This window comes from Nonomuraea antri (assembly GCF_013283785.1).
GTDB lineage: Bacteria > Actinomycetota > Actinomycetes > Streptosporangiales > Streptosporangiaceae > Nonomuraea > Nonomuraea antri.
Genome location: NZ_JABCPZ010000148.1, coordinates 1 through 20,935 on the forward strand (window position 1 = coordinate 1; position 20,935 = coordinate 20,935).

The following is a 20,935-nucleotide window of genomic DNA, read 5'->3' on the forward strand; positions in this document are numbered from 1 at the left end:
GGCCAGGGTGAGGCCGGTGACCCCCACCGCCACGAAAGCGGCGATGCGAGACAGGGGACTGTCCTTCCATGCGGCCTACCGGGTTAGCTGACGGGCTCGGGCATGGAAGTCGCCCTACGGCGGCCTCTCCGCAGCGGACGGATGTCGCTCCGGCGAGGCACTGCTTCCCCTGTGACATGCGGGAAGGCGCCGATTCGCCCCAGGGGAAATGGGTCCCCGGCTCCACGCAGCCACTGCGTGGACTAGGCCCGAGGGACTCTAACGAAACAGTCAAAAGCTCGCAAACCGGACGAAACGGGATGTCCGGTTATTGAGATGTAGTGTTCGTTAGGCGAGACAAGCCGGTAAGGTACCGGCCATGGAGTCGCGCAACATTCGTCTGGCCGTCATCCCCGGGGATGGCATCGGTACCGAGGTCGTCGCCGAAGGACTGAAGGTCCTCGAGGCAGTGGGCACGAAGTTCGAGACCACCCACTACGACCTGGGTGCCGCCCGGTACAACCGCACCGGCGAGACGCTGCCCGACGCCGTGCTCGACGAGCTGCGCGGCTACGACGCGATCCTGCTCGGCGCGATCGGTGACCCCAGCGTGCCGCCGGGCGTCCTGGAGCGCGACCTGCTGCTGCGCCTGCGCTTCGAGTTCGACCACTACGTCAACCTGCGTCCGGTCAAGCTCCTGCCCGGCGTGGAGACTCCGCTGGCCGGCACGTCCGCCGCGGACATCGACATGATCGTCGTCCGTGAGGGCACCGAGAGCCTCTACGCGGGCACCGGCGGCGCCATGCGGCGCGGCACCCCGCACGAGGTGGCCACGCAGGAGTCGATCAACACCGCCTACGGCGTCGAGCGCGTGGTGCGTTACGCGTTCGAGAAGGCCAAGTCGCGTCCGCGCAAGAAGCTCACGCTCGTCCACAAGACGAACGTCCTCACCTTCGCCGGCGACCTGTGGCAGCGCACGGTCAACCGGGTGGCCGCCGAGTACCCCGAGGTCACCACCGACTACAGCCACATCGACGCGGCCTCGATGTTCTTCGTGACCCAGCCCGAGCGCTTCGACGTCATCGTCACCGACAACCTGTTCGGCGACATCATCACCGACCTCGGCGCCGCCATCGCGGGCGGCATCGGCCTGGCCGCCAGCGGCAACATCAACCCCGAGCGGGTCACGCCGAGCATGTTCGAGCCGGTGCACGGCAGCGCGCCCGACATCGCCGGCCAGGGCAAGGCCGACCCGACCGCGACCATCCTGTCGGTGGCCATGCTCCTCGACCACCTCGGCCTGCACGCCGAGGCGGCCAAGGTCGAGCAGGCCGTGGCCGACGACATCGCGGCCCGCCAGACCGGCGGGGCCGCCCGCAGCACGAGTCAGATCGGTGACGACATCACCGCGCGAGTATCCGGCTAGGACCGCCTAGCCCCCCACGCGCCTGGCGGTCCGAGGAGGACTGCCAGGCGCTTTTTGCGTTCCAACGCCCCCGAACCACCCCATCGGCCTATTGCCATCCCAAATAGCGAGACAATAGGAAGTACGGACCGCTCCCGAGCAGCGTTCGCGGAGCGGGCCGTAGCCGGATCAGCGGATCCGCCGAGGTCCGCAGACCTCGGCAGAGACCCGCAGAGATCCGTAGAGATGAAGAGATTCGCAGAGAGAAGGACCTCCGTCATGACCATCGCTCAGAAGCTCAGCTTCGACGTGCAGCACTCCGACCACGCTCGCACCGCGGCCGAGCGCGAGCAGGTACTGGCGAACCCCGGTTTCGGGCAGACCTTCACCGATCACATGATCTCCATCGACTACACCGAGGGCCAGGGCTGGCACGACGCCAGGCTCATGCCGTACGGGCCGCTCTCCCTCGACCCGGCCACCTCGGTCTTCCACTACGCGCAGGAGCTGTTCGAAGGGCTCAAGGCGTACCGGCAGATCGGCGGCGCGATCGTGATGTTCCGCCCGTACGCCAACGCGGCCCGCTTCAACCGCTCGGCGGCCCGCATGGCCATGCCGGAGCTGCCCGAGGAGACGTTCGTCGAGTCGCTCGAACTGCTCGTCGACGCCGACAGGGAGTGGGTGCCCACCACCGAGGGGCACAGCCTCTACCTGCGGCCCTTCATGATCGCCACGCAGTCCGGGCTGGGTGTGAACTACCCGTCTCGGACGTACAAGTACATGGTCATCGCCTCGCCGGCGGCCTCGTACTTCACCGGCGGCATCAAGCCCGTGTCGGTGTGGCTGTCCACCGAGTACACGCGCGCCGCCCCCGGCGGCACCGGCTTCGCCAAGTGCGGCGGCAACTACGCGGCCGCGTTCGTGGCCCAGCGCCAGGCCGTGGAGAACGGCTGCGACCAGGTCGTGTGGCTGGACGCTCAGGAGCACGCCTACGTCGAGGAGATGGGCGGGATGAACCTGTTCTTCGTCTTCGGCAACAAGCTCGTCACCCCGGCGCTGACCGGGACGCTGCTGCCCGGCATCACCCGTGACTCCATCCTGTCGCTGGCCGCCGACCTGGGGCTGGAGACCGAGGAGCGGCTCGTCTCCGTGGACGAGTGGCAGGCCGGATGCGAGTCGGGCGAGCTGACCGAGGTGTTCGCCTGCGGCACGGCCGCCGTGGTGACGCCGGTGGGCTCGGTCAAGGGCGCCGACCGCGCCTGGACGGTCGGCGACGGCACCCCCGGCCCCGTCACGATGCGGGTGCGCGAGGAACTGGTCGGCATCCAGTACGGCGCCCGCCCCGACTCCCACAGCTGGATCCACAAGATCAGCTAGCCGCCGGCCGCGCACGCCCGTCCTCGGGGCCCGCCATGCACAAGCCCCGAGGACGGCGCGCCCGTGACCCCCGGTGATTTTCGCGCCGGGGTCACAAGTCGAGCATCTTCTTCGTTTCGATGGTGCAGTTCCATGGATCGGGCAGTTTCAACGGCACGCCCATGAACGCCACCGTTTCATCGGTGTAATCACCGCCCGCCGGACGGCTGTGCAGCTTCACCAGTCGCTGGTAGGGGTCGATCACCATGTACAGCGGGACGCCGCGCGGCGCGTAGCTGCGTGGTTTGACGAAGTGGCATTCGTAGGAATTGCTCACTGACACGACGTCGGCCACCAGCACGGTGCTGTCGCCGTGCACGGCGTGGTCGCGTTCCATGCGCGGGTTCATCGGCACCACGGTGAGATCCGGCACGTACTGGTCGTCGTCCGGGCCCAGGTAGATGGTGATGTTGGGCCAGATCTCCCAGCCTCGCTCGGCGACCGGATCGGCGATCTGCGACAGAACCTGAAAGATGATCGTATTGTGTTGCCAGGTTCCGGTCTCGTTCACGATGATTCGGCCGTGGATTTTCTCCACCCGGAATTCGGGCAGTAAATCGCGGACCGTTCGGTAGCGTTCTTCGAGGGGTCTGACCATGCCACCGTTCCTCACGTGAGTGAGCGTTCAATGCGTGAGACAGCGTATTCCTGAACTCCTCGTGGCGGAACCCTTGAATTTAGCGCCCGGATTTGTCCGGAAATTAGCAGAAAATGGTGGTGGCGATGCCGAACACGTCGTTCGTGGCCGGGTTCTTGGCCGCCGGGTTCACCGACATCGTCATCGCGGTGCCGTCGTCGGAGCGGAAGGCGAAGGTCAGGTAGCCGATCAGTTCGCCGCTGTGCCCCCAGACCGCCTTGCCGCACGGCAGGTCGTACTTCTGCAGGCCGAGGCCGTAGCCGAAGCCCGCGTTCGTGGGCTGGACGGTGGTGGTGCGCATGGCGGCCAGCGACCGCTCGCTGACCAGCTTGCCCCCGAGCAGGCCGGCGAGGAAACGGTTCAGGTCGCGGCCGGTCGAGACCATCTCGCCGGCGGCCCAGTCGAGGGAGGGGTTCATGCGGGTGGCGTCCACCAGCTTTCCAGCCACCGGCTCGTAGCCGCGCGCGTGCGGGTTCGGCAGGCCGGGACGGTCGCCCGGGGTGCTCGTCCCGGTCAGGCCCAGCGGACGCGCGACGCGCCGCCCGACCTCCGCCCCGTACGGACGGCCGGTCAGCTTCTCGATCAGCAGCGCCGCGACCAGGTAGTTGGTGTTCGAGTATTCCCAGCGCGCACCCGGGGCCGTGGACTTGCCCGGGTCCGCGAAGGCGACCTTCAGCAGGTCGCGGGGGGCGTAGTGGCGGAAGCGGGCCGAGCCGCGCCACTTGTTGGTGGAGTAGCCGGGTTCGTGCATGTAGTCGTAGAGGCCGCTGGTGTGGTCGAGCACCTGCCGGACGGTGATCGCGTCGCCCTGCGGGACCAGGCCGGGCAGGTGGCGTTCGATCGGGTCGTCCAGGGTGAGGCGGCCCTCGTCGGCGAGTTGCAGGACGACGGTGGCGACGAAGGCCTTGGTGACGCTGCCGATGCGGAAATATCCGTCTTCGGCGACGGGCCTGCCGCTCTTGAGATCCCGCACGCCGGCGGCGGCCGACCAGCCGCCCGTCCTGCCGTCCACCCTGACCAGGGCCGCGGTGGCCTTGCCGTCCTGGACCAGCTTGCTCAGCATGGTCTGGACGGTCGCCCGGTCGGTGGTCTGGGCGGTCTCTTTGGCGGGGGCCTGGGCGGTGCGGCCGTCTGCGGCGGCGGCCGTGGTGAGCACGGTGGCGGCGGCGAGCAGTCCGGCGATCAGGTTCTTGCGCATTCCGTATGACATGCGCAGAACCTTATGAACGCGCAGGTCACCGGGCCCATGAGGTGATCCGTCGAATCCCGGGAAGAGCACCGGAGCATGGATGCTGCGGAAAACCTCAGTTCTTGCGGATCATCGTCAGGCCGTCGGCGATGGGCAGCATGACGACCGTGACCCGCGGATCGGACATCACCAGGTCGTTGAACTCGCGCATCAGCCTGGTCGTGGTGTCCTTCGAGTCCTGGTCGAGCACCCGTCCCGACCACAGCGTGTTGTCCACCAGCACCAGGCCGCCCGGCCGCAGCCGGTTCATCACCAGTTCGTAGTAGGCGGGGTAGCTCGGCTTGTCCGCGTCGATGAAGGCCAGGTCGATGGGCTGACCGAAGGAGCCCAGCGTCTCGGCGGCCGGGCCGAGGGTGAGCGTGATGCGGTCCGCCACGCCGGCCTGCTCCCAGTAGCGGCGGGCGATCGACGTCCACTCCTCGCTCACGTCGAAGCAGTGCAGGTGGCCGCCCGACAGCCCGCGGGCGATGCACAGCGACGAGTAGCCGGTGAACGTCCCCACCTCTACCGCCACCTCGGGCGCGAGCAGTTGCGTGATCATCGTGAGGAATCTGCCCTGGTCCGGCGAGATCTGCATTCCGGCCCGATCGCCGGTCGCCGCGCGTGTCTCGGCCGCCAGATCCGCCAGCAGGGAGTCCGGCGTGGTGGAGTGGTCGAGGATGTATTGGGCGACGGCGGGGTCGAGCAGGAATGCCTTCATGTGCTCTTTTGTCCTTTGAGGAGTACGTGAGCCGTTGTGGAGAGCCGCGCTGGTCAGTGTAGGGTCTGCGCGATCAAGAGAGGGTAGAGGGTGGGCGCATGATGAAGAGGGTGGCGGCGGTCGTGGCGGCCGGCGTGATGGTGGCCGTGCTCGGCGTCCGGGCGTTCGCGGCGGGCGGCAGCGGCACCGGCGAGGTGGAGCTGATCCGCCAGGTGGACGGCTCGATGCTGCTGGCCGACCGGACGAGCCAGGCCCCGGTGCTCGACGTGTTCGAGGACTACGACTGCCCCGTCTGCAAGGAGATGCACTCCCGCGTGGACGACACCATGCTGCGGCTCGCCAGGGAGGGGAAGGTGAAGATCGTCTTCCACCCGGTGACGATCTTCCGCGACGAGCCCATGCGCTCGAACTCCATCCGCGCCGCCGCGGCCGCCCGCTGCGTGCCCGAGTCCAACTGGCTGGCCTTCCGGGACGAGCTGTACCGGATCCAGCCGGCCCCGCACGGCGAGGCGTCCGGGTTCACGGTCGGGGAGCTGGTCAAGGCCGCCAGGAAGGCCGGGGCGTCCGTGGACGACTGCGTGACGTCCCAGAAGTTCGCGCAGGCCCACACCCAGGAGAGCGCCAAGATCCGCATCGAGGGCACGCCGACCGTGCTGCTCGACGGGCAGATGCTGGGCGACGAGGCGTTCGACCCGAAGGCACTCGAACGCGCCATCACCGGCGGCACCGGCATCACCGTGTGACCGACGGGCACGCGCGTCTTACTACGTGAGATCAGTGTGCCGGATGGTGAATCCGTATGGCAGACTTGCAGGCACCATGTTCTACGGTCTGCTCATTATCAGCAGGCGCGCTGGCTAACGCAGGGACACCGCCAGCGCGCAGACCTCTCACGTCCGTGAGGGGTCTTTTTGTTTTCCAGGCTCCCGCCAGCTTCCAAGGACTTCCAGAAAGAAGATCACGATGGCCGACGACCGCTTCCACGTCTATGACACGACGCTGCGAGACGGCGCACAGCAGGAGGGGCTCAACCTCACCGTCGCCGACAAGCTCGCCGTGGCTCGCCACCTGGACGGCCTGGGCGTCGGTTTCATCGAAGGAGGCTGGCCGGGCGCCAATCCTAAGGACACGGAATTCTTCCGGCGCGCTCGAACCGAGCTCGACCTGAAGCACGCGCAGCTCGCCGCGTTCGGCGCGACCCGCCGGGCCGGTGTGAAGGCCGCAGATGACCCTCTGGTGGCCGCTTTGCGCGAATCCGGCGCGCCGGTCGTGACCCTTGTCGCCAAGAGTCACGACCGGCACGTGGAGCTGGCCCTCCGCACGACTCTCCAGGAGAACCTCGCGATGATCCGCGACACGGTTTCTCACCTTCGTGCGGAGGGACAGCGAGTCTTCCTCGACGCCGAGCACTTCTTCGACGGCTACCAGTCCAACCCAGCGTACGCGCTGGAGGTCGTCAGGACCGCCGCCGAGGCCGGGGCCGACGTCATCGCCCTGTGCGACACCAACGGCGGCATGCTGCCCGACGAGCTGGCCGAGATCGTGTACGCCGCCGTCCAGACCAGCGCCCGCGTCGGCATCCACTGCCACGACGACACCGGCTGCGCCGTCGCCAACACGCTGGCCGCGGTCAAGGCCGGCGCCACGCACGTCCAGGGCTGCGCCAACGGGTACGGCGAGCGCTCCGGCAACGCCAACCTGTTCACCGTCGTCGCGAACCTCCAGCTCAAGCGCGGCTTCGACCTCGTGCCCGCGGGAGCGCTCGCCGACATGACCCGCATCGCCCACGCGATCACCGAGGTCACCAACGTCACCCCGAACTCGCACGCCCCCTACGTCGGCATGTCCGCGTTCGCGCACAAGGCCGGCCTGCACGCCAGCGCCATCAAGGTCGACCCGAACCTCTACCAGCACATCGATCCCGCCGCCGTCGGCAACGACATGCGCATGCTCGTCTCCGACATGGCCGGCCGCGCCTCCGTCGAGCTCAAGGGCCGCGAGCTCGGGTACGAGCTCACCCCCGAGCACACCAAGACCCTGGTCGACCGGGTCAAGGACCTGGAGGCGCGCGGCTTCACCTTCGAGGCCGCCGACGCGTCCTTCGAGCTGCTGCTGCGCGACACCGTCCACGGGGAGCGCCGGCGCCACTTCGAGGTCGAGTCCTGGCGCGTCATCGTCGAACGCACCAAGGGCGGCGAACTGGTCAGCGAGGCCACCGTCAAGCTGCACGCCAAGGGCGAGCGCATCGTTGCCACCGGCGAAGGCAACGGCCCGGTGAACGCCCTGGACAAGGCGGTCCGCCAGGCCCTGGAGCAGATGTACCCGGAACTGGCCAACCTGGAGCTGGTGGACTACAAGGTCCGCATACTCGAGGGCACGCACGGCACGGACGCCATCACCCGGGTCCTCATCACCTCCAGCGACGAGACGTCCGAATGGGCGACCGTGGGGGTGGCCGAGAACATCATCGACGCTTCTTGGCAGGCGTTGGAGCAGGCGGTGACGTACGGGCTGCTGAAGGCCGGCCGCGAGACCAGCTGAATCCTCGGAGGGCGAGGTCCTCGCTCGGGGGCGCGCTGCGCGCGGTGAGAGCTGCGGGCAGCGCCTCCCAGGGGGCTCCGCCCCCTTCGACCCCCGAAAGGCATCGTCCTCGCTTCGCTCGGGCGCTTTTCCAGGGGGCCGGCGCCCAACGCCCCCACAAGTGACCGGCGATACCCCGCCGAGCCTGGCCAGTCGCCCGTGCGGTCGATCAACTTCCGGGGCCGGGAGTGCGGTGAACGACCTCGGCAAGGCTGGGAATGCGTTCCGGTACTCGTGTGTGATCGGGTGGAGCGGGGAGGCCGAGCAGGTGAACCAGCTGAGGTGACGGCCTCGGCCCGGTAGAAGCGGCCTTCGGCCGACCTGCGCGGACCCGAGCCGGGATGGCTACAGGCGCGGGGTTGCGGTGCTGCGGCAGGGCCAGGGACGCACTGGATGCCGAGTGAAGGGCGCACGTGTCACGTCGCGATCGATGAGGAGCCAGCCTTCCCGTCCGGGCGAGCAGCATGCTCATTCACATGCTAACTAGCATGCTAGTTAGCATGCAGCGTTCGCGCTGGTCAGGGGGATGCCCGACGGCTATACACGCCGCGGCTTTCTCCGTAGGCAAGGGTGGACGAATACATCCGGCTGACGATCATGGGCAGGGCGGCGAAGCCGGGGATCTTCGGCTGGGCTACTCTCGGCGCCACTTACGTTCATTTCGCGATCCGGGCGAGCATCGACCGAATCGTCACTCGGGGAGACGCCGACACATGACCACACCCACATCGGCACCTGGAACCAGTCCGGACGGCGGATCGTCCGTCAAGATCGGCGCGCTTGTTCCGTTGAGCCGGCCCGGCTGGGTTGAAGCGGGCCGGAATCTGCTCGCCGGACTTGAGCTGGCCGTGCGCGACGTCAACGACGCCGGCGGGATCGCGGGAACTCCGCTCGAACTGCTGGTCAGGGACACCGCCGCTGATCCGCAGCGGGCCGCGGCGGCCGTGGACGAACTGGCCGGGCTGGGCGTGGCCGCCTTGGCGGGGGAGTATCACAGCGTCGTCGCTCGCGCTGCCGCCGCCCGGGCCGACGCGCTCGGCCTGCCGTTCCTCTGCTCGTCCGCGGTTCTCGACGCGCTCACCGAACAGCCGACGGAATGGGTCGCGCGCGTCGCTCCCGCCCAGTCGCACGGCTGGCGGATTTATGCGGACTTCCTGCTCGGCGCGGGCCACACGCGCATCGCCGTGGCGGCCGACGCGAGTGTCTACTGGGCGTCCGGGACGCGCATCCTGCGGGATCATCTCGCGGCGCGCGGCGGCAGTGTCGTTGAGCTCGACGTGCGGGCGCTGACCCCCGCCGCCGTGTGCGACGAACTCGTCGAACAGGGCGCGACGGCGCTCCTGCTGCTGGCCGGGATTCCGGAGCCGGCGGTGTCGATCGTCCGGGCGGTCCGTGGTGATCAGCGGCTGGCCGGGGTCCTGATCGGTGCGCCGGCCGGGCAGCCGGAGCTGCCCGAGTGGGTGAAGTCGCTGGGGGACGAAGGCGCCGCGGTCCCTTTCCTGCGCTACCTGCCCGAGCGGCTGAGCCCGCTCGGCGTCCGGGTCGAGGGGGCGCTGCGCGAGCGGCTGGCCGGAGCGCCGTCCTTCGTCGCGTTCGAGGGGTACGACACGATTTCGGTCCTGGCCGAGGTGTTGCGTTCGCACGGTACGGATCGGGCGGGCATCGCCGAGGCCTGGCCGCACGTCGCCGTCGAGGGCACCCGGGGGTCGATCCGGTTCTCGCGCGTGCCGGGGATCGGGGTTTGGCAGTGGGCCTGGCCGCCGGTCCAGGTCGTCGATCGGGATCCGGCAGATCCGGATTCCTTCCGGGTGCTGCACAGCGGCGGCTGAGCGTCCGGGCGCGCAGGCCCGCGAGTCGCCACGAGTCGCAACGAGTCGCCAGGAGCCGCCGCGAGCCGTCGCGAGCTGTCAGGAGCTGCTGCGGGCCGCCAGGAGCCGTCGTGTCCGGCGGCTCGTGGCGGCGTCCCCGTCTCTCCGTAGGAGCACGGGGGCCCACCCTGCAGAACACGGATCCCCGCAGGAGCGCGGATCCCGTGGGAACACGGATTCCTGTAGGGGCACAGATTTTCGAAGAAGAACAGATCCTGTAGAAGAACAGATCCCGTAGGAACACGGATCCCGTGGGAACACGAGGATCCGGGTCAGGGGGAGACCGTCTTTCTGAGGGTTCGCAGGCAGACGTCGAGTGCCGCGTGTTTGGAGACGCCGTCCTCGCTCGCATGCTGCCAGGCCGCATAAAGCAACGCCCAGATCACGTGCCCGATCCAGGCCGTACTCAGCTGGGCGTCGAAGCTGCCGTCGGCGCGGCCGCGTTCGATGAGCCTGGTCAGGCGCCGGTCGGACTCGCTCTCGTCGTCCCAGCCCTCCCAGTCGAAGAACTGCGGCTCGGTGAAGGCCAGCATGAGCCCCTCGGCCAGCTCGAAGTATTCCTGGCAGATCCGGTCGAGCGCCTCGGGCGGCGGGCCTTCCTCGGGCCGGGCCCGTTCGGTGGCCACGGCGATCTGCTCCAGGATGTGGTCGCCGATGGCCGCCAGCAGATCGGACCGTTCGGGAAAGTAGCGGTGGACGGTGGTGCGTCCGACCCCGGCGACGGCCGCGATGTCGGCGAGCGACGCGGCGGAGTTCTTGACCAGCACCGACACGGCCGCGTCGAGGATCGCCCGCCGGGTGCGGGCCCGTGTGCCGGTTCTGGCCTCAGTGTCCATGCCGGTCATGGTATCGATCACTCCCGCAATGGAACTCCTTTGACAAGAATGGAACAGTCATGTTCCATCAAGGGTATGTCTGTTCCGAAATCGCGTCTTCATGTCCTGTGGTCGTTTGCCCGGCCGCATCGCGGCAAGCTGGCGATCGGGCTGATCCTGGCCCTGGTGGCCTCGGCGCTCGGCCTGGCCACGCCGATGGTGACCAAGTGGGTGCTCGACTCACTGACCGCGGGCACCTCGCTGACCGGCCCGATCGTGGCGCTGCTCGGGCTCCTCGTGGTCGGCGTCTGCATCGCGCGCCGTGAGTGGGTCCTGCTGGGGACGCTGGGCGAGCGCGTCGTGCTGGAGGCACGCGAGTCGATGGTCAGGAAGTTCCTGCGGGCCACGGTGCCCGCCGTGACCGGACGGCCGAGCGGCGAACTCGTCACCCGGGTCACCTCAGACACTGTGCTGCTCCGCGAGGCCGCGACCTCCAGCGTGATCGGGCTGATCAACGGCAGCGTCATGCTGGTCGGCACGCTGGTCCTGATGAGCGTGCTCGACCTGGTCCTGCTCGGCGTCACCGTGGCCGCCGTCCTGGTGGTCATCGTGCTGTTCGCCCTGCTGATGCCGGCGATCTCCAAGGCCCAGGAGCGTGCGCAGGAGCACGTCGGCCGGCTCGGCGGCGTCCTGGAGGGCGCGTTGCGCGCGATCAGGACGGTCAAGGCCGGTCGCGCCGAGAACCGTCAGGCCGAGCGCATCCTGGCCGACGCGCGATCCTCGGCCGAGTACGGCGTCCGCGCCGTGAAAGCCGAGGCCACCGCCTGGACCATCGCCTGGGCGGGCATCCAGCTGGCGATCATCCTGATCCTCGGCATCGGCGCGTGGCGGGTCGGGGCGGGCGCGCTGGAGGTGTCCAGCCTGATCGCGTTCCTGCTCTACGCCTTCGGCCTGATGGAGCCGATCACCGAGCTCAGCGAGAATCTCACCGCGCTGCAGTCCGGCATCGCCGCCGCCGCGCGCATCCGCGAGGTGGACGCGCTCGAACTCGAACCCACCGAAGCCCCGGCAGGCCGCCGCGTCGACACGCTCGAACCCGGACCCGCCGAAGCCCCGGTCGACCGGCGTGATCCCCGTGCGGCCGGTCAGCTTGACGGGCCGGTGCTGGAGTTGCGTGGTGTCACCGCGGCCTACGCGCCCGGCGCCCGGCCCGCCGTCCGCGGGCTCGACCTGGAGATCCCCCGGCGTGGTCACATCGCGCTGGTCGGGCCGTCGGGCGCGGGCAAGACGACCGTGCTCTCCCTCATCCTGGGCTTCCTCGAACCCCAGGAGGGCGAGCTGAGGCTCAACGGCGTCCCGTACCGTGAGCTGTCGCGCGAGCAGATCAGGGCCAGGCTGGGCTACGTCGAGCAGGACACGCCCGTCGTGCCCGGCACCATCGGCGAGAACCTGCTGTTCGCCCACCCGCGGGCCGGCGCGGACGAACTGGCCAGGGTGCTGGACGAGGTCAGGCTGAGCGAGAAGATCGAGGCGCTCGGCGAAGGGCTCGACACGCCGCTGTCGTCCGCGGTGGTGTCCGGGGGCGAGCGGCAGCGCATCGCGCTGGCCAGAGCGCTGCTGCGCACGCCTGACGTCCTGTTGCTCGACGAGGCCACGGCCCAGCTCGACGGCATCACCGAGGCTGCCATCCACGCCTGCATCCGCGACAGGACGCGCACCGGCGCGGTCGTCACGATCGCGCACCGGCTGTCCACGGTGATCGACGCCGACACGATCATCGTCATGGAGGCGGGGCGGGTCCGCGCCCGCGGCGGGCACGAGGAACTGCTGGCGAGCGACGAGCTCTACCGCGAGCTGGTTGCGGCCCTGCGCATCGCCGAAACCACGGCGAAGGTCCCCGCCCAGCATCCGTGACGGTCGGTGAAGGTCCCTGCTCAGGACGCGGGACGTTCATGGCGGAACCGCGGCTATGATCGCGACCCATGACCGCCGCCCCGGACGAAGCCGTCGACGTCGTGACCATCGCCCTCGGCGTCGACTACGGACAGGCCTATCTCGTCGACCACTCCGGCGAGCCCGTGATGCCCGATGCCCTGTCGGACGACGAGCAGACGCCCTCGCTCGGGGTCATCAGCGTGGCGGACGGCGTCGCCCTGCTGACCATCGCCACGCACTACGGCGAGGTGCGCTTCGACGTTCAGGTGACTCCGGTCGAGCCCGAACCCGATCTCGCCGGGTACGAGGACATCGTGGAGGTCGGCTTCGAGTCCGAGACGGGACGCGTCTCCCTGCACGAGTGGGGCGACGAGGAAGTGCACACACTCCCACCGCTCCCGGCCGGACCGGGGTGGTACCGCCTGCGGTACCACGTGCACGGCCTGGACGAGGGCCGCACCGACTACTACGAGGACGAGGCGCCCGATCGCTACCTCCTGCAGATCTGGCCGGAGGAGGAGCGCGAGGCACGGGTCGTCAAGAGCACGAGCCGTCGTCACCGCTCGTGGACCGGCGCCGACTGATCGGGGGCTGACTGATCCGGTGCTGACTGACCCGGGGGCCGACTGATCCGGATCCTGACGTAGGCGACGAGCAGGAGCACCCCCACGAGGACGGCGATGAGCGCGAGCAACGCGAGCCCGCCGACCAGGGCGACCATTCGCCCCGAGAGCCCGTCCATCACCTCGCCGACCGACGCCCAGGGGAGCACGGCCGCCAGCAGCGCGAGCGTGCCCGCGCCGACCAGGAACAGCACGAACTTCACGCCGAAGGAGGCCGCGGCCTGACCCAGGGCCCGCCGGGCCGACCTGCGGAAGCTTCGGACGGGATCCGAGGCTGGGTGGGGCGGGTGCCTCTTCGCCGGGGTCGGAGTGCCGGGGTCAGCCATCGAGGACGGACCACTCGACGGGGAGACCGGCGAAGGGGCGCAGCGGGGCGCGGTGCGTGGCGCCCATGCGGATCTCGCATCCGCCATCGGCGGCGCTGACGACGGCGCTGACGACGGCGCTGACGACGGTGCTGACGGCGGCGATCAGGCCGGGGGCGGCGAAGGAGGACTCGTCGTAGCGGGACCCGAGCCAGGGTTCGAGCGGGACGCGGCGCATCGTCCCGGTCAGTCCGGCGGCCACCCGGCACGGGTGCCCGGCCGACCCAGGCGCGGTACGGGGCGTTGCAGGCGGCCTCGGACGACGCGAACCGCAGCAGGAAGCGGTGTCCCACGGGACCGGGCCGAGCAGCGCGAATTCCCTGGCATCGCGGACTCCACCGGCGGCCGGACCGTCCGCCGCGTCGGCGACGATCACGACCCCGTCCGGCCCGGCGGCGATCACGACCCCGTCCGGCCCGGCGGCGATCACGATCCCGTCCGGCCCGGCGGCGACGTCGGCGCCGTCCGCCTCGAACGCCGTGGCCCCGGCTCCCGCCCGCCCGAGCGCCTCACCGGTACGGACGGGAGCCACAGGCGCAGGATGCCGCATGCCGGTGACCGTAGCAGCCGGCACGGGATCAGATCATCTCGCGCAGCACCTCCTCGACCGGCGTGGCCCGGACGCCGAGCACCTTCTCGGTCTCCGACCAGTCGACGACGAACGGGTGGCCGGGCTTCTCGAGCACTTCGTGCATCTCGCCCCAGAACGGCGCGGTGAGTTCGAGGAGGGCCAGGTCGCGTTCGGTCATCTCCTCCAGCCGGGGCTTCGGCGCGCCGGCCAGGTCGGCGAGCGATCCGGCCAGCTCGCGCAGCGACAGGGTGGCGGTGGGCACGTGCCAGGCCCGGCCGTACGCCTGCTCGTCGCGGCTCGCGGCGAGCAGCGTGCGTGCGGTGTCGCCGATCGCCGAGTAGCTGTGCGGCACGTCGAGCGCCTGCGGCACGAGGGCGAGCCTGCCCTCCAGAACCTGGCGCTGGGCCATGAGGCTGAACACCGAGTACGCCCCCGCGCCGTAGAACTGGGCGGCACGCACCTCGGTCACCTTCACCCCGGACGCGGCCGCCTCCTCCCAGATCCGCGCCCTGACCCGGCCCTTCGGCCCGGTCGCGGCCAGCGGGAAGTCGGGGCGGATCGGGCCGTCCACCGGGCCGTAGGCGTACAGGTTGCCGAGCATCACGTAGGCGACCCCGGTGCGCCGCACCACGTCCAGCAGTGACGCGGCGAGGGCCGGGAACTGCTCCGGCCAGGTGTGGTACGGCGGCGCGGCGGTGGTGAACAGCGTGCGCGCGCCCTCGGTCAGCTCGGTGAGCCGATCGGTGTCGGTCGCGTCTGCGGCGACCTTCTCGACGAGCGGATGCCCGGGCCCCTCGCCGGAACGGCTGATCATCCGTACCCGCTCGCCGTCCTCGGCCAGCAGCAGAGCGGTCTTCGACGCGGCGGCCCCGCGACCCACGATCACATGAAAAGTCATGACGTCCACGGTGCCGAGCCAGCCGTTCCTGGCATAGTGGCCGGAATGCCAACTATCCGGAGGTTCTGGCCATGCACCGCATAGCCGCCGTCGTCGTGCCCCCCGTGCTGAGCTTCGACGTCTCGATCCCGCTCATGGTGTTCGGCGCCGTCCCGGACTATGACGTGCGCGTCTGCACGGCGCGGCCGGGCACGGTGCCGACCGTCGGCGGCCCCGACCTCGTGGTGACGGACGGCCTGGACGCGATGGACGGCGCCGACACCGTGATGGCCGTCGGCAGCGGCGGCGAACCGGCTCCGGCGGAAGTGCTCGACGCGCTGCGCGAGGCCGCGGCGGCCGGCGCGCGCGTCGCCTCCCTGTGCACGGGCGCGTTCGTCCTGGCCCAGGCCGGGCTGCTCGACGGACTGCGGGCCACCACGCACTGGGGGCTGGCCGGCGATCTCGCCGCCCGTTTCCCCGCCGTCGAGGTGCAGCCCGACCTGCTCTTCGTCGAGGACGGCGGCGTCTACACCTCAGCCGGCGCCGCGGCCGCCATCGACCTGTGCCTGCACCTGGTGCGCACCGACTACGGCGCGGCCGTGGCCAACGCGGCGGCGCGGCTGGCGGTCGTGCCGCCGGTGCGTCCCGGCGGCCAGGCGCAGTTCATCGAGACCCCGCTGCCGCCCGAGCGTGGCACCTCGCTCGCGCCCACCAGGGCCTGGGCGCTCGCGCGTCTCGACCGTCCGCTCACCCTGGCCGAACTCGCCGCGCACGCCAACACCAGCGTGCGCACGCTGACCAGGCGCTTCCACGCCGAGACCGGGCTGAGCCCGCTCCAGTGGCTGCTGCACCGGCGCATCGACCGGGCCAGGCAACTGCTGGAGACCACCGAACTGCCCATGGACCTGGTGGCCGCGAAGAGCGGGCTGGGCAGCGCCGATTCGCTGCGCAAGCACCTGGTGGCCAGGGTCGGGCTCACGCCCACGGCCTATCGCGCCGGCTTCTCCCAGGTCCGCGTCCCCTCCTGACCGCCGACAGCCGACGTCCAAGGAGCCGGCCGCCGACCTCACGGGAGCCCGCCGCCGACGTCAGGGGAGCAGGCCGTCGGCCAGGGCGCGCACGCCGACGGCGTAGGTGTCGCGCGAGGTCAGTTCCTCCCACCGCCGTCCGACCTGGTTGAGCAGGGGGAACTCCGTCTCGTCCAGGTCGGCGAAGACCCGCTCCCGGTACGTCTCCCCGCCCTGCTCGCGCCGCCTGCGCGCGGCCGACCTGCTGCCGATCTCACCGGCCGTGTAGTGCCAGATGATCCGGTACGCGTCCACGGCCTGCTCGATCGTCAGCCCGGCACGCGTCGCCGCGTCGATGATCTGCTCCGGGTACCACAGCGCGCTCACGGAGAGCAGGTCGTCGGATCTGAGCACGTCCACCACCCAGGGGCAGCCCGACAGCGCGTCGCGCATGGCCGTGGCGGCGGCCACCAGGCGCTCGCGCGGCTCCGGCGGCAGCTCGGGCCTGGGGATGCCGGCGGCGTAGTCGTCGAGCAGCAGCAGGAGCAGTTCCTCCTTGTCGCGTACGTGGTGGTAGAGCGCCATCGCCGTGCTGCCGACCTCCTTGGCCAGCCTGCGCATGGTCAGCGCGTCCAGTCCGTCTTCCTCGATCACCCGGTGGGCGGCGGCCACGATCTCCGCTCTGGAGATCTTGGGCGGCCTGCCGGTACGCGTCTGCATGTCGCCATGTTACTTTTTATACATGTACAAAAACTTCTCCACGATCGCCGTGCTCGCCTTCGCGGTGGCCGTGGGAACCCTGCAGATGACCGTGATGGTGCCGCTGCTGCCCGGGCTGGGGCGGCAGCTCGGGGTTCCGCTCACCACCGTCTCCTGGACGCTCACCGCCGGGTTGCTGTCCGGCGCGGTCTCGATCCCGCTGCTGTCGCGGCTCGGCGACATGTACGGCCGGCGCACGGTGTCGCTGGTCGCGATCGGGCTGCTGGTCGCGGGTTCCGTGCTGAGCGCCGTGTCCGACGCGCTGGCCCCGCTCATCGCCGGACGGGTGCTCCAAGGTGTCGCGGCGCCGCTGCTCCCGCTGGCCATGGGCCTGGCCAGGCAGGTCGTGCCCGGCCACCGGCTGCCGAGCGCGATCGGGGTGCTCAGCGCCACGATCGACGTCGGGAGCGGCGGCGGCATGATCCTGGCCGGGCTGGTCGACGGCGACCACCGGGCCGTGTTCTGGGCGCTGACCGGGCTGGGCGTGCTGAGCTTCGTCCTGGTGGCGGCGGTCGTGCGCGAGGAGCCGGCCCGCCGCGCCGGGCGTCCTGACCTGGCCGGGGCCGGGCTGGTCACGGCCTGGCTCGTCTGCCTGCTGCTGGCGATCAGCAAGGGCGCGGCGTGGGGCTGGACGTCGCCGCCGACGCTGGGACTGTTCGCCGCGGCCGTGGCGGTGGCCGGGGTGTGGATCGTGACGGCCAGGCGGACCGCGACGCCGCTGATCGAGATCCCCATGCTGTTGCACCCCGGGACGATCGGCGCGACCGTGGCGTCGTTCCTGCTCGGGTTCGCGTTGTTCGCGGCCATCACCACCGTCTCGGCGGTGGCCCAGGGCACGCTCGGCGCCTCGGTGCTGCAGGTCGGCGTCTACCTGCTGCCGACCACGGTGCTCATGCTCGTCGTCTCGGCGCTGGCCGGCCCGCTGATGCGCCGCTTCACCGCGTCCGCGCTGGTGGCGTCGGGCTCCGCGCTGGTGACCGCCGCCGCGCTGTGGCTCGCCGTGTCGAGGTCGTCGGACGCGGACCTGTACGGGGCCGCGACCGTGCTGGGGCTGGGGATCGGACTCGGGTACGCGGCGCTCGGCACGATGGCCGTCGAGCACGTGGAACCGGCCAAGACCGCGGCGGCCGGCGGCGTGAACGCCCTGGTCAGGGTCGTGGGCAGCAGCGTGGCCGGCGCGGTGGGCGCGGCGGTGCTGGCCGCGGGCGGCGCGGGCTGGAGCTTCGCCGTCGCCGCGGCGGCCGCCCTGCTGGCCGCGGTCTTCTCCACCGTCCACGGCGGCCCGGCACGAAGGAGGACGGCATGACGGACGAACAGCGGCTGGTCGCCTGGGGCGACGAGCTGGTCAAGCTGCACGACGGCTTCCGCCGCGACCTGGCGAACCTGCGCGCGTCCCGCCCCGGCGCGTCCGACCTGCGGGCCCACTGCCTGACGTTCTGCGACGCCCTCCACGCACACCACCAGGGCGAGGACGGCGTGCTCTTCCCGCACCTGGCGACCGAGCACCCGGAACTGGCCCAGGCGCTGACCAGGCTCCGCGCCGAGCACGCGGTGGTGGCCCGGCTCATGGACCGGATCAGGCGGCTGATCGAGGACGGCGGCGCGGACTTCGCCGCGGAGCTCGACCGGCTCGCCACCGAGCTGGAAGCGCACCTGGACCACGAGGAGGAACACCTCGTCCCCGTGCTCAACCGGATGCTCACCCTGCCCGAAGGCGCGTGACGCGCGCCAGGGGCGTCACGGGGAGGCGAGCACCTCGCGGATGCGTTCCCTGAGCCAGGCGTGCGCCGGGTCCGCGTCGTAGCGCGGATGCCACGCCTGCGACAGCGTCATCTCCGGCAGCTCCACCGGGATCGGGAACGTCACCAGCCCGAGCGCCTCGATCAACGGCCTGGTCAGCCGCTCCGGCGTCATCCCCACCAGGTCGGAGTCGCGGACCGCGAGCAGGGCCGCGCCGAACGTCGGCACGGAACCGGCCACCCGCCGCCGCAGCCCCATGGCGGCCAGGGCCTCGTCCAGCGGGCCGGAGGTGCGGCCCCGGCGCGTGGCGACCAGGTGCTCGGCCGCGGCCAGCCGCGCGGGCGTGATCGGGCCGCCGAGCAGCGGGTGGCCGGGCCGGACGACGCCGACGGCCCGGTCGCTCATCAGCGGCTCGACCCGGGTCTCCGGCGCCGGGTCGACGATCACCGTCACCTCCAGGTCCGCGCTCCCGTCGCGCAGGGCGTGCTGGTCGGCGTGGCCCTCGGGGAGGAAGTGGAACGTCACCCCGGGCGCGGCGGCGGCCGCGTGGGCGAGCAGCGGCAGGCTCATCGCGGTGATCACGGCGTCCGAGGCCAGGATCACGAACCGGCGGACCAGCGTGGCCGGGTCGGGACGCCCGGGCGGGGTGAACACGTTCCTGGCCGCCTCCACCACCGCCCGCACCTCGGCCCGGACGGCCAGCGCGCGCGGCGTCGGCACCATCTGCCGCCCGGAGCGCACCAGCACGGGATCGCCCATCGCCGTCCTGATGCGGCCGAGCGTGCGGCTCATCGCCGGCTCGGACAGGTGCAGCCGCCGCGCCGCGGCGGAAACGCTGCACTCCTCCAGCAGGACGTCGAGCGCGATCAGCAGGTCCAGGCTGGGTTGCGTCTGACGCATATATCACCTGTGAAAGCTGCATTTGAGGTCAAGTCAGAGCCGAGTCTACGGTGTGAAGCGCGGGAGGCCTCCGCTCCACCATGACCTCGCTCATCCCCTCAGCCGGAGGTTTTCGCATGTCCGCAACCGCCCTGGAGACCGGGCATCCCGCGCGCGGGCGGATCATGGCCGTCATGGCGGCCGCCGTGGTCCTCGCCGTCGCCCTGGTCGCCGCCGTCAACCTGGCCATCCCCACGCTCGCGGGCAGCGAGCTGCGCCCGTCGCCCGCGCAGGTCCTGTGGATCGTGGACGCGTACGTCGTCGTCTTCGCCTGCCTGCTCATCCCGGCCGGCGCGGCGGGTGACCGGTTCGGGCGCAAGGGGGTGCTGCTGAGCGGGCTGGCGGTGTTCGCCGCCGGCTGCGCTGCGGCGGCGCTCGCGCCCGACGTCGGCACGCTGATCGCGGCCAGGGCGGTGAGCGGGGCCGGGGCCGCGCTGGTGATGCCGGCCTCGCTGGCGCTGACCGTCGGCGTCTACCCGGCCGCCGAGCGCGGGCACGCGGTCGCCGTCTGGACGGCCGCCACCGGCGCGGCCGGCGTGCTCGGGAACCTGGGCGGCGGGCTGGTCATGGAGTACCTGCCGTGGCGGGCGCTGTTCGCCGTGCCCGTCGCGCTCGCCGGGGTGCTGGCGTTGCTCGTGGCCGTCATCGCGCCCCGCGCGCCGCGCCACCGCACCGCGCTTGACCTGCCGGGCACCGGGCTGCTGACGGCCGCGTCCGTGGCGCTGCTGATCGGCATCATCGAGGGGCCTTCCGCCGGGTGGGGGAGCGCGCTGGTGCTCGGCTCGTTCGGGGTGGCCGTCGTGCTGCTCGCCGGGTTCGTCGCACACCAGTGGCGCGCGGCGGCGCCGCTGCTCGACCCCAGGCTGTTCGCCATCGCCCGGCTGCGGGCCGGGGCGCTGGGCGTGGCGGTGACGTTCTTCGGGCTGTTCGCGCTGTTCTTCATGAACGCCCGGTTCCTGCAGGAGGTGAAGGGCTTCTCGCCGCTGCTCACCGGCGTGGCGATCGTGCCGCTCACCATCCCCATGATCGTCCTGTCGCGGCTGGCCGGCCGTTTCGTGCCGCGCGTCGCGGTGCCGGTCGGGCTCGCCGGGAACGTCGCGGGGCTGGCGCTGCTGTCGTTCGCGGACGCCGCCATGCCGTACCCGGTGTACGCGATCGGCCTGGTGATCATGGGCGCGGCGATGGGGCTCTGCCTGCCCGTGTTGTCACACGAGATCATGGCCGCGCTGCCGGGCGAGCGGGCCGGGCTCGGCTCGGGGCTCAACAGCGCCACGCGCGAGCTGGGCAGCGCGGTCGGTGTCGCGCTCATGGGCACGGTGACCGTGGCCTTCGGGATGGACGCCGGTTACCGGGCCGTGGCGGGCGTCGTCCTGGCCGGGACGCTCCTGGTGACGTGGTGGCTCAGGGCAGGCACCCGGGCCGAGGCGTGAGCCCGCTCTCGCTCCCGTCGGGAACGAGGACGGGAACGAG

20 protein-coding genes and 1 riboswitch are annotated in these 20,935 nt (G+C 70.9%); of the genes, 11 read left to right on the top strand and 9 right to left on the bottom strand.

Going from position 1 to position 20,935, the window contains the following annotated elements:
- Positions 1-57 precede the first annotated feature (57 nt).
- A riboswitch (cyclic di-AMP (ydaO/yuaA leader) is annotated at positions 58-259 on the bottom strand.
- Between the two features lie 99 nt (positions 260-358).
- Positions 359-1,405, top strand: coding sequence for a 3-isopropylmalate dehydrogenase (locus HII36_RS35935; protein WP_173527778.1), 1,047 nt, complete (start codon positions 359-361; stop codon positions 1,403-1,405).
- A gap of 258 nt (positions 1,406-1,663) precedes the next feature.
- On the top strand, positions 1,664-2,761 hold the full coding sequence (locus tag HII36_RS35940; RefSeq protein WP_173527779.1) for a branched-chain amino acid aminotransferase: 1,098 nt from the start codon (positions 1,664-1,666) through the stop codon (positions 2,759-2,761).
- 91 nt (positions 2,762-2,852) lie between these two features.
- On the opposite strand, the gene HII36_RS35945 is transcribed toward HII36_RS35940, so the two are convergent.
- The 3 genes from HII36_RS35945 to HII36_RS35955 all read right to left on the bottom strand — a co-directional run bounded on the left by HII36_RS35945 (position 2,853) and on the right by HII36_RS35955 (position 5,386).
- Positions 2,853-3,398 (bottom strand): Uma2 family endonuclease, encoded by a 546-nt coding sequence (locus HII36_RS35945; RefSeq protein WP_173527780.1) that lies wholly within the window; start codon positions 3,396-3,398, stop codon positions 2,853-2,855.
- Between the two features lie 103 nt (positions 3,399-3,501).
- Entirely contained in the window at positions 3,502-4,647 is a 1,146-nt protein-coding gene (locus tag HII36_RS35950; protein WP_236004218.1) for a serine hydrolase domain-containing protein, read from the bottom strand.
- A gap of 94 nt (positions 4,648-4,741) precedes the next feature.
- Positions 4,742-5,386 (bottom strand): O-methyltransferase, encoded by a 645-nt coding sequence (locus HII36_RS35955; RefSeq protein ID WP_173527781.1) that lies wholly within the window; start codon positions 5,384-5,386, stop codon positions 4,742-4,744.
- Between the two features lie 98 nt (positions 5,387-5,484).
- Here HII36_RS35955 and HII36_RS35960 point away from each other — a divergent pair, with 98 nt between their 5' ends.
- The 3 genes from HII36_RS35960 (at position 5,485) to HII36_RS35975 (ending at position 9,795) form a co-directional block, all read left to right on the top strand.
- Positions 5,485-6,129 (top strand): DsbA family protein, encoded by a 645-nt coding sequence (locus HII36_RS35960; RefSeq protein WP_173527782.1) that lies wholly within the window; start codon positions 5,485-5,487, stop codon positions 6,127-6,129.
- Positions 6,130-6,349: 220 nt separating this feature from the next.
- Complete coding sequence (gene cimA, locus HII36_RS35965) at positions 6,350-7,927, top strand: citramalate synthase (protein WP_173527783.1); 1,578 nt, start codon at positions 6,350-6,352, stop codon at positions 7,925-7,927.
- A gap of 752 nt (positions 7,928-8,679) precedes the next feature.
- A complete protein-coding gene (locus HII36_RS35975) occupies positions 8,680-9,795 on the top strand; it encodes an ABC transporter substrate-binding protein (protein WP_173527785.1) in 1,116 nt (371 codons plus the stop codon).
- A 311-nt stretch (positions 9,796-10,106) separates the two neighbouring features.
- Here HII36_RS35975 and HII36_RS35980 read toward each other — a convergent pair whose 3' ends face one another.
- On the bottom strand, positions 10,107-10,670 hold the full coding sequence (locus tag HII36_RS35980) for a TetR/AcrR family transcriptional regulator (RefSeq protein ID WP_217370401.1): 564 nt from the start codon (positions 10,668-10,670) through the stop codon (positions 10,107-10,109).
- A gap of 75 nt (positions 10,671-10,745) precedes the next feature.
- On the opposite strand from HII36_RS35980, the gene HII36_RS35985 reads away from it, so the two are divergent.
- Together HII36_RS35985 and HII36_RS35990 are read left to right on the top strand one after the other, a co-directional pair.
- On the top strand, positions 10,746-12,563 hold the full coding sequence (locus HII36_RS35985) for an ABC transporter ATP-binding protein (RefSeq protein ID WP_173527786.1): 1,818 nt from the start codon (positions 10,746-10,748) through the stop codon (positions 12,561-12,563).
- Between the two features lie 68 nt (positions 12,564-12,631).
- Positions 12,632-13,168 (top strand): hypothetical protein, encoded by a 537-nt coding sequence (locus HII36_RS35990; RefSeq protein WP_173527787.1) that lies wholly within the window; start codon positions 12,632-12,634, stop codon positions 13,166-13,168.
- Here the strand turns inward: HII36_RS35990 and HII36_RS35995 are convergent.
- The 3 genes from HII36_RS35995 to HII36_RS36005 all read right to left on the bottom strand — a co-directional run bounded on the left by HII36_RS35995 (position 13,141) and on the right by HII36_RS36005 (position 15,041).
- Positions 13,141-13,410, bottom strand: coding sequence for a hypothetical protein (locus HII36_RS35995; RefSeq protein ID WP_173527788.1), 270 nt, complete (start codon positions 13,408-13,410; stop codon positions 13,141-13,143). The genes HII36_RS35990 and HII36_RS35995 overlap by 28 nt on opposite strands.
- Before the next feature lie 115 nt (positions 13,411-13,525).
- Entirely contained in the window at positions 13,526-14,104 is a 579-nt protein-coding gene (locus HII36_RS36000) for a hypothetical protein (protein ID WP_173527789.1), read from the bottom strand.
- Positions 14,105-14,150: 46 nt separating this feature from the next.
- Positions 14,151-15,041, bottom strand: coding sequence for a Rossmann-fold NAD(P)-binding domain-containing protein (locus HII36_RS36005; protein WP_217370402.1), 891 nt, complete (start codon positions 15,039-15,041; stop codon positions 14,151-14,153).
- A gap of 71 nt (positions 15,042-15,112) precedes the next feature.
- Between HII36_RS36005 and HII36_RS36010 the strand changes: the two genes are divergently transcribed.
- Positions 15,113-16,048 carry a GlxA family transcriptional regulator gene (locus tag HII36_RS36010; RefSeq protein ID WP_173527790.1) on the top strand — a complete coding sequence of 312 codons (936 nt, stop codon included), beginning with the start codon at positions 15,113-15,115 and terminating at the stop codon, positions 16,046-16,048.
- Between the two features lie 60 nt (positions 16,049-16,108).
- Here the strand turns inward: HII36_RS36010 and HII36_RS36015 are convergent, their stop codons facing one another.
- Positions 16,109-16,747: a TetR/AcrR family transcriptional regulator gene (locus HII36_RS36015; protein WP_173527791.1), complete on the bottom strand. Its 639-nt coding sequence runs from the start codon at positions 16,745-16,747 to the stop codon at positions 16,109-16,111.
- A 22-nt stretch (positions 16,748-16,769) separates the two neighbouring features.
- On the opposite strand from HII36_RS36015, the gene HII36_RS36020 reads away from it, so the two are divergent.
- Both HII36_RS36020 and HII36_RS36025 read left to right on the top strand, forming a co-directional pair.
- Complete coding sequence (locus HII36_RS36020) at positions 16,770-18,092, top strand: MFS transporter (protein ID WP_173527792.1); 1,323 nt, start codon at positions 16,770-16,772, stop codon at positions 18,090-18,092.
- A complete protein-coding gene (locus HII36_RS36025) occupies positions 18,089-18,508 on the top strand; it encodes a hemerythrin domain-containing protein (protein WP_173527793.1) in 420 nt (139 codons plus the stop codon). The genes HII36_RS36020 and HII36_RS36025 overlap by 4 nt, the downstream gene beginning before the upstream one ends.
- 15 nt (positions 18,509-18,523) lie before the next feature.
- Here the strand turns inward: HII36_RS36025 and HII36_RS36030 are convergent, their stop codons facing one another.
- Positions 18,524-19,426, bottom strand: a complete 903-nt coding sequence (locus HII36_RS36030; protein WP_173527794.1) for a LysR family transcriptional regulator — start codon at positions 19,424-19,426, stop codon at positions 18,524-18,526.
- 116 nt (positions 19,427-19,542) lie between these two features.
- Here HII36_RS36030 and HII36_RS36035 point away from each other — a divergent pair, with 116 nt between their 5' ends.
- Complete coding sequence (locus tag HII36_RS36035) at positions 19,543-20,895, top strand: MFS transporter (protein WP_217370403.1); 1,353 nt, start codon at positions 19,543-19,545, stop codon at positions 20,893-20,895.
- Positions 20,896-20,935: the final 40 nt, after the last annotated feature.

Coding starts and splice junctions, on each gene's coding strand:
- HII36_RS36035 (WP_217370403.1), top strand. CDS start 19,543: ATGTCCGCAACCGCCCTGGAGACCGGGCATCCCGCGCGCGGGCGGATC.
- HII36_RS35980 (WP_217370401.1), bottom strand. CDS start 10,670: ATGGACACTGAGGCCAGAACCGGCACACGGGCCCGCACCCGGCGGGCG.
- HII36_RS36010 (WP_173527790.1), top strand. CDS start 15,113: ATGCACCGCATAGCCGCCGTCGTCGTGCCCCCCGTGCTGAGCTTCGAC.
- HII36_RS36015 (WP_173527791.1), bottom strand. CDS start 16,747: ATGCAGACGCGTACCGGCAGGCCGCCCAAGATCTCCAGAGCGGAGATC.
- HII36_RS36025 (WP_173527793.1), top strand. CDS start 18,089: ATGACGGACGAACAGCGGCTGGTCGCCTGGGGCGACGAGCTGGTCAAG.
- HII36_RS36020 (WP_173527792.1), top strand. CDS start 16,770: ATGTACAAAAACTTCTCCACGATCGCCGTGCTCGCCTTCGCGGTGGCC.
- HII36_RS36005 (WP_217370402.1), bottom strand. CDS start 15,041: ATGACTTTTCATGTGATCGTGGGTCGCGGGGCCGCCGCGTCGAAGACC.
- HII36_RS35990 (WP_173527787.1), top strand. CDS start 12,632: ATGACCGCCGCCCCGGACGAAGCCGTCGACGTCGTGACCATCGCCCTC.
- HII36_RS35940 (WP_173527779.1), top strand. CDS start 1,664: ATGACCATCGCTCAGAAGCTCAGCTTCGACGTGCAGCACTCCGACCAC.
- HII36_RS35955 (WP_173527781.1), bottom strand. CDS start 5,386: ATGAAGGCATTCCTGCTCGACCCCGCCGTCGCCCAATACATCCTCGAC.
- HII36_RS35975 (WP_173527785.1), top strand. CDS start 8,680: ATGACCACACCCACATCGGCACCTGGAACCAGTCCGGACGGCGGATCG.
- HII36_RS36030 (WP_173527794.1), bottom strand. CDS start 19,426: ATGCGTCAGACGCAACCCAGCCTGGACCTGCTGATCGCGCTCGACGTC.
- HII36_RS35985 (WP_173527786.1), top strand. CDS start 10,746: ATGTCTGTTCCGAAATCGCGTCTTCATGTCCTGTGGTCGTTTGCCCGG.
- cimA (WP_173527783.1), top strand. CDS start 6,350: ATGGCCGACGACCGCTTCCACGTCTATGACACGACGCTGCGAGACGGC.
- HII36_RS35960 (WP_173527782.1), top strand. CDS start 5,485: ATGATGAAGAGGGTGGCGGCGGTCGTGGCGGCCGGCGTGATGGTGGCC.
- HII36_RS35950 (WP_236004218.1), bottom strand. CDS start 4,647: ATGTCATACGGAATGCGCAAGAACCTGATCGCCGGACTGCTCGCCGCC.
- HII36_RS35935 (WP_173527778.1), top strand. CDS start 359: ATGGAGTCGCGCAACATTCGTCTGGCCGTCATCCCCGGGGATGGCATC.
- HII36_RS35945 (WP_173527780.1), bottom strand. CDS start 3,398: ATGGTCAGACCCCTCGAAGAACGCTACCGAACGGTCCGCGATTTACTG.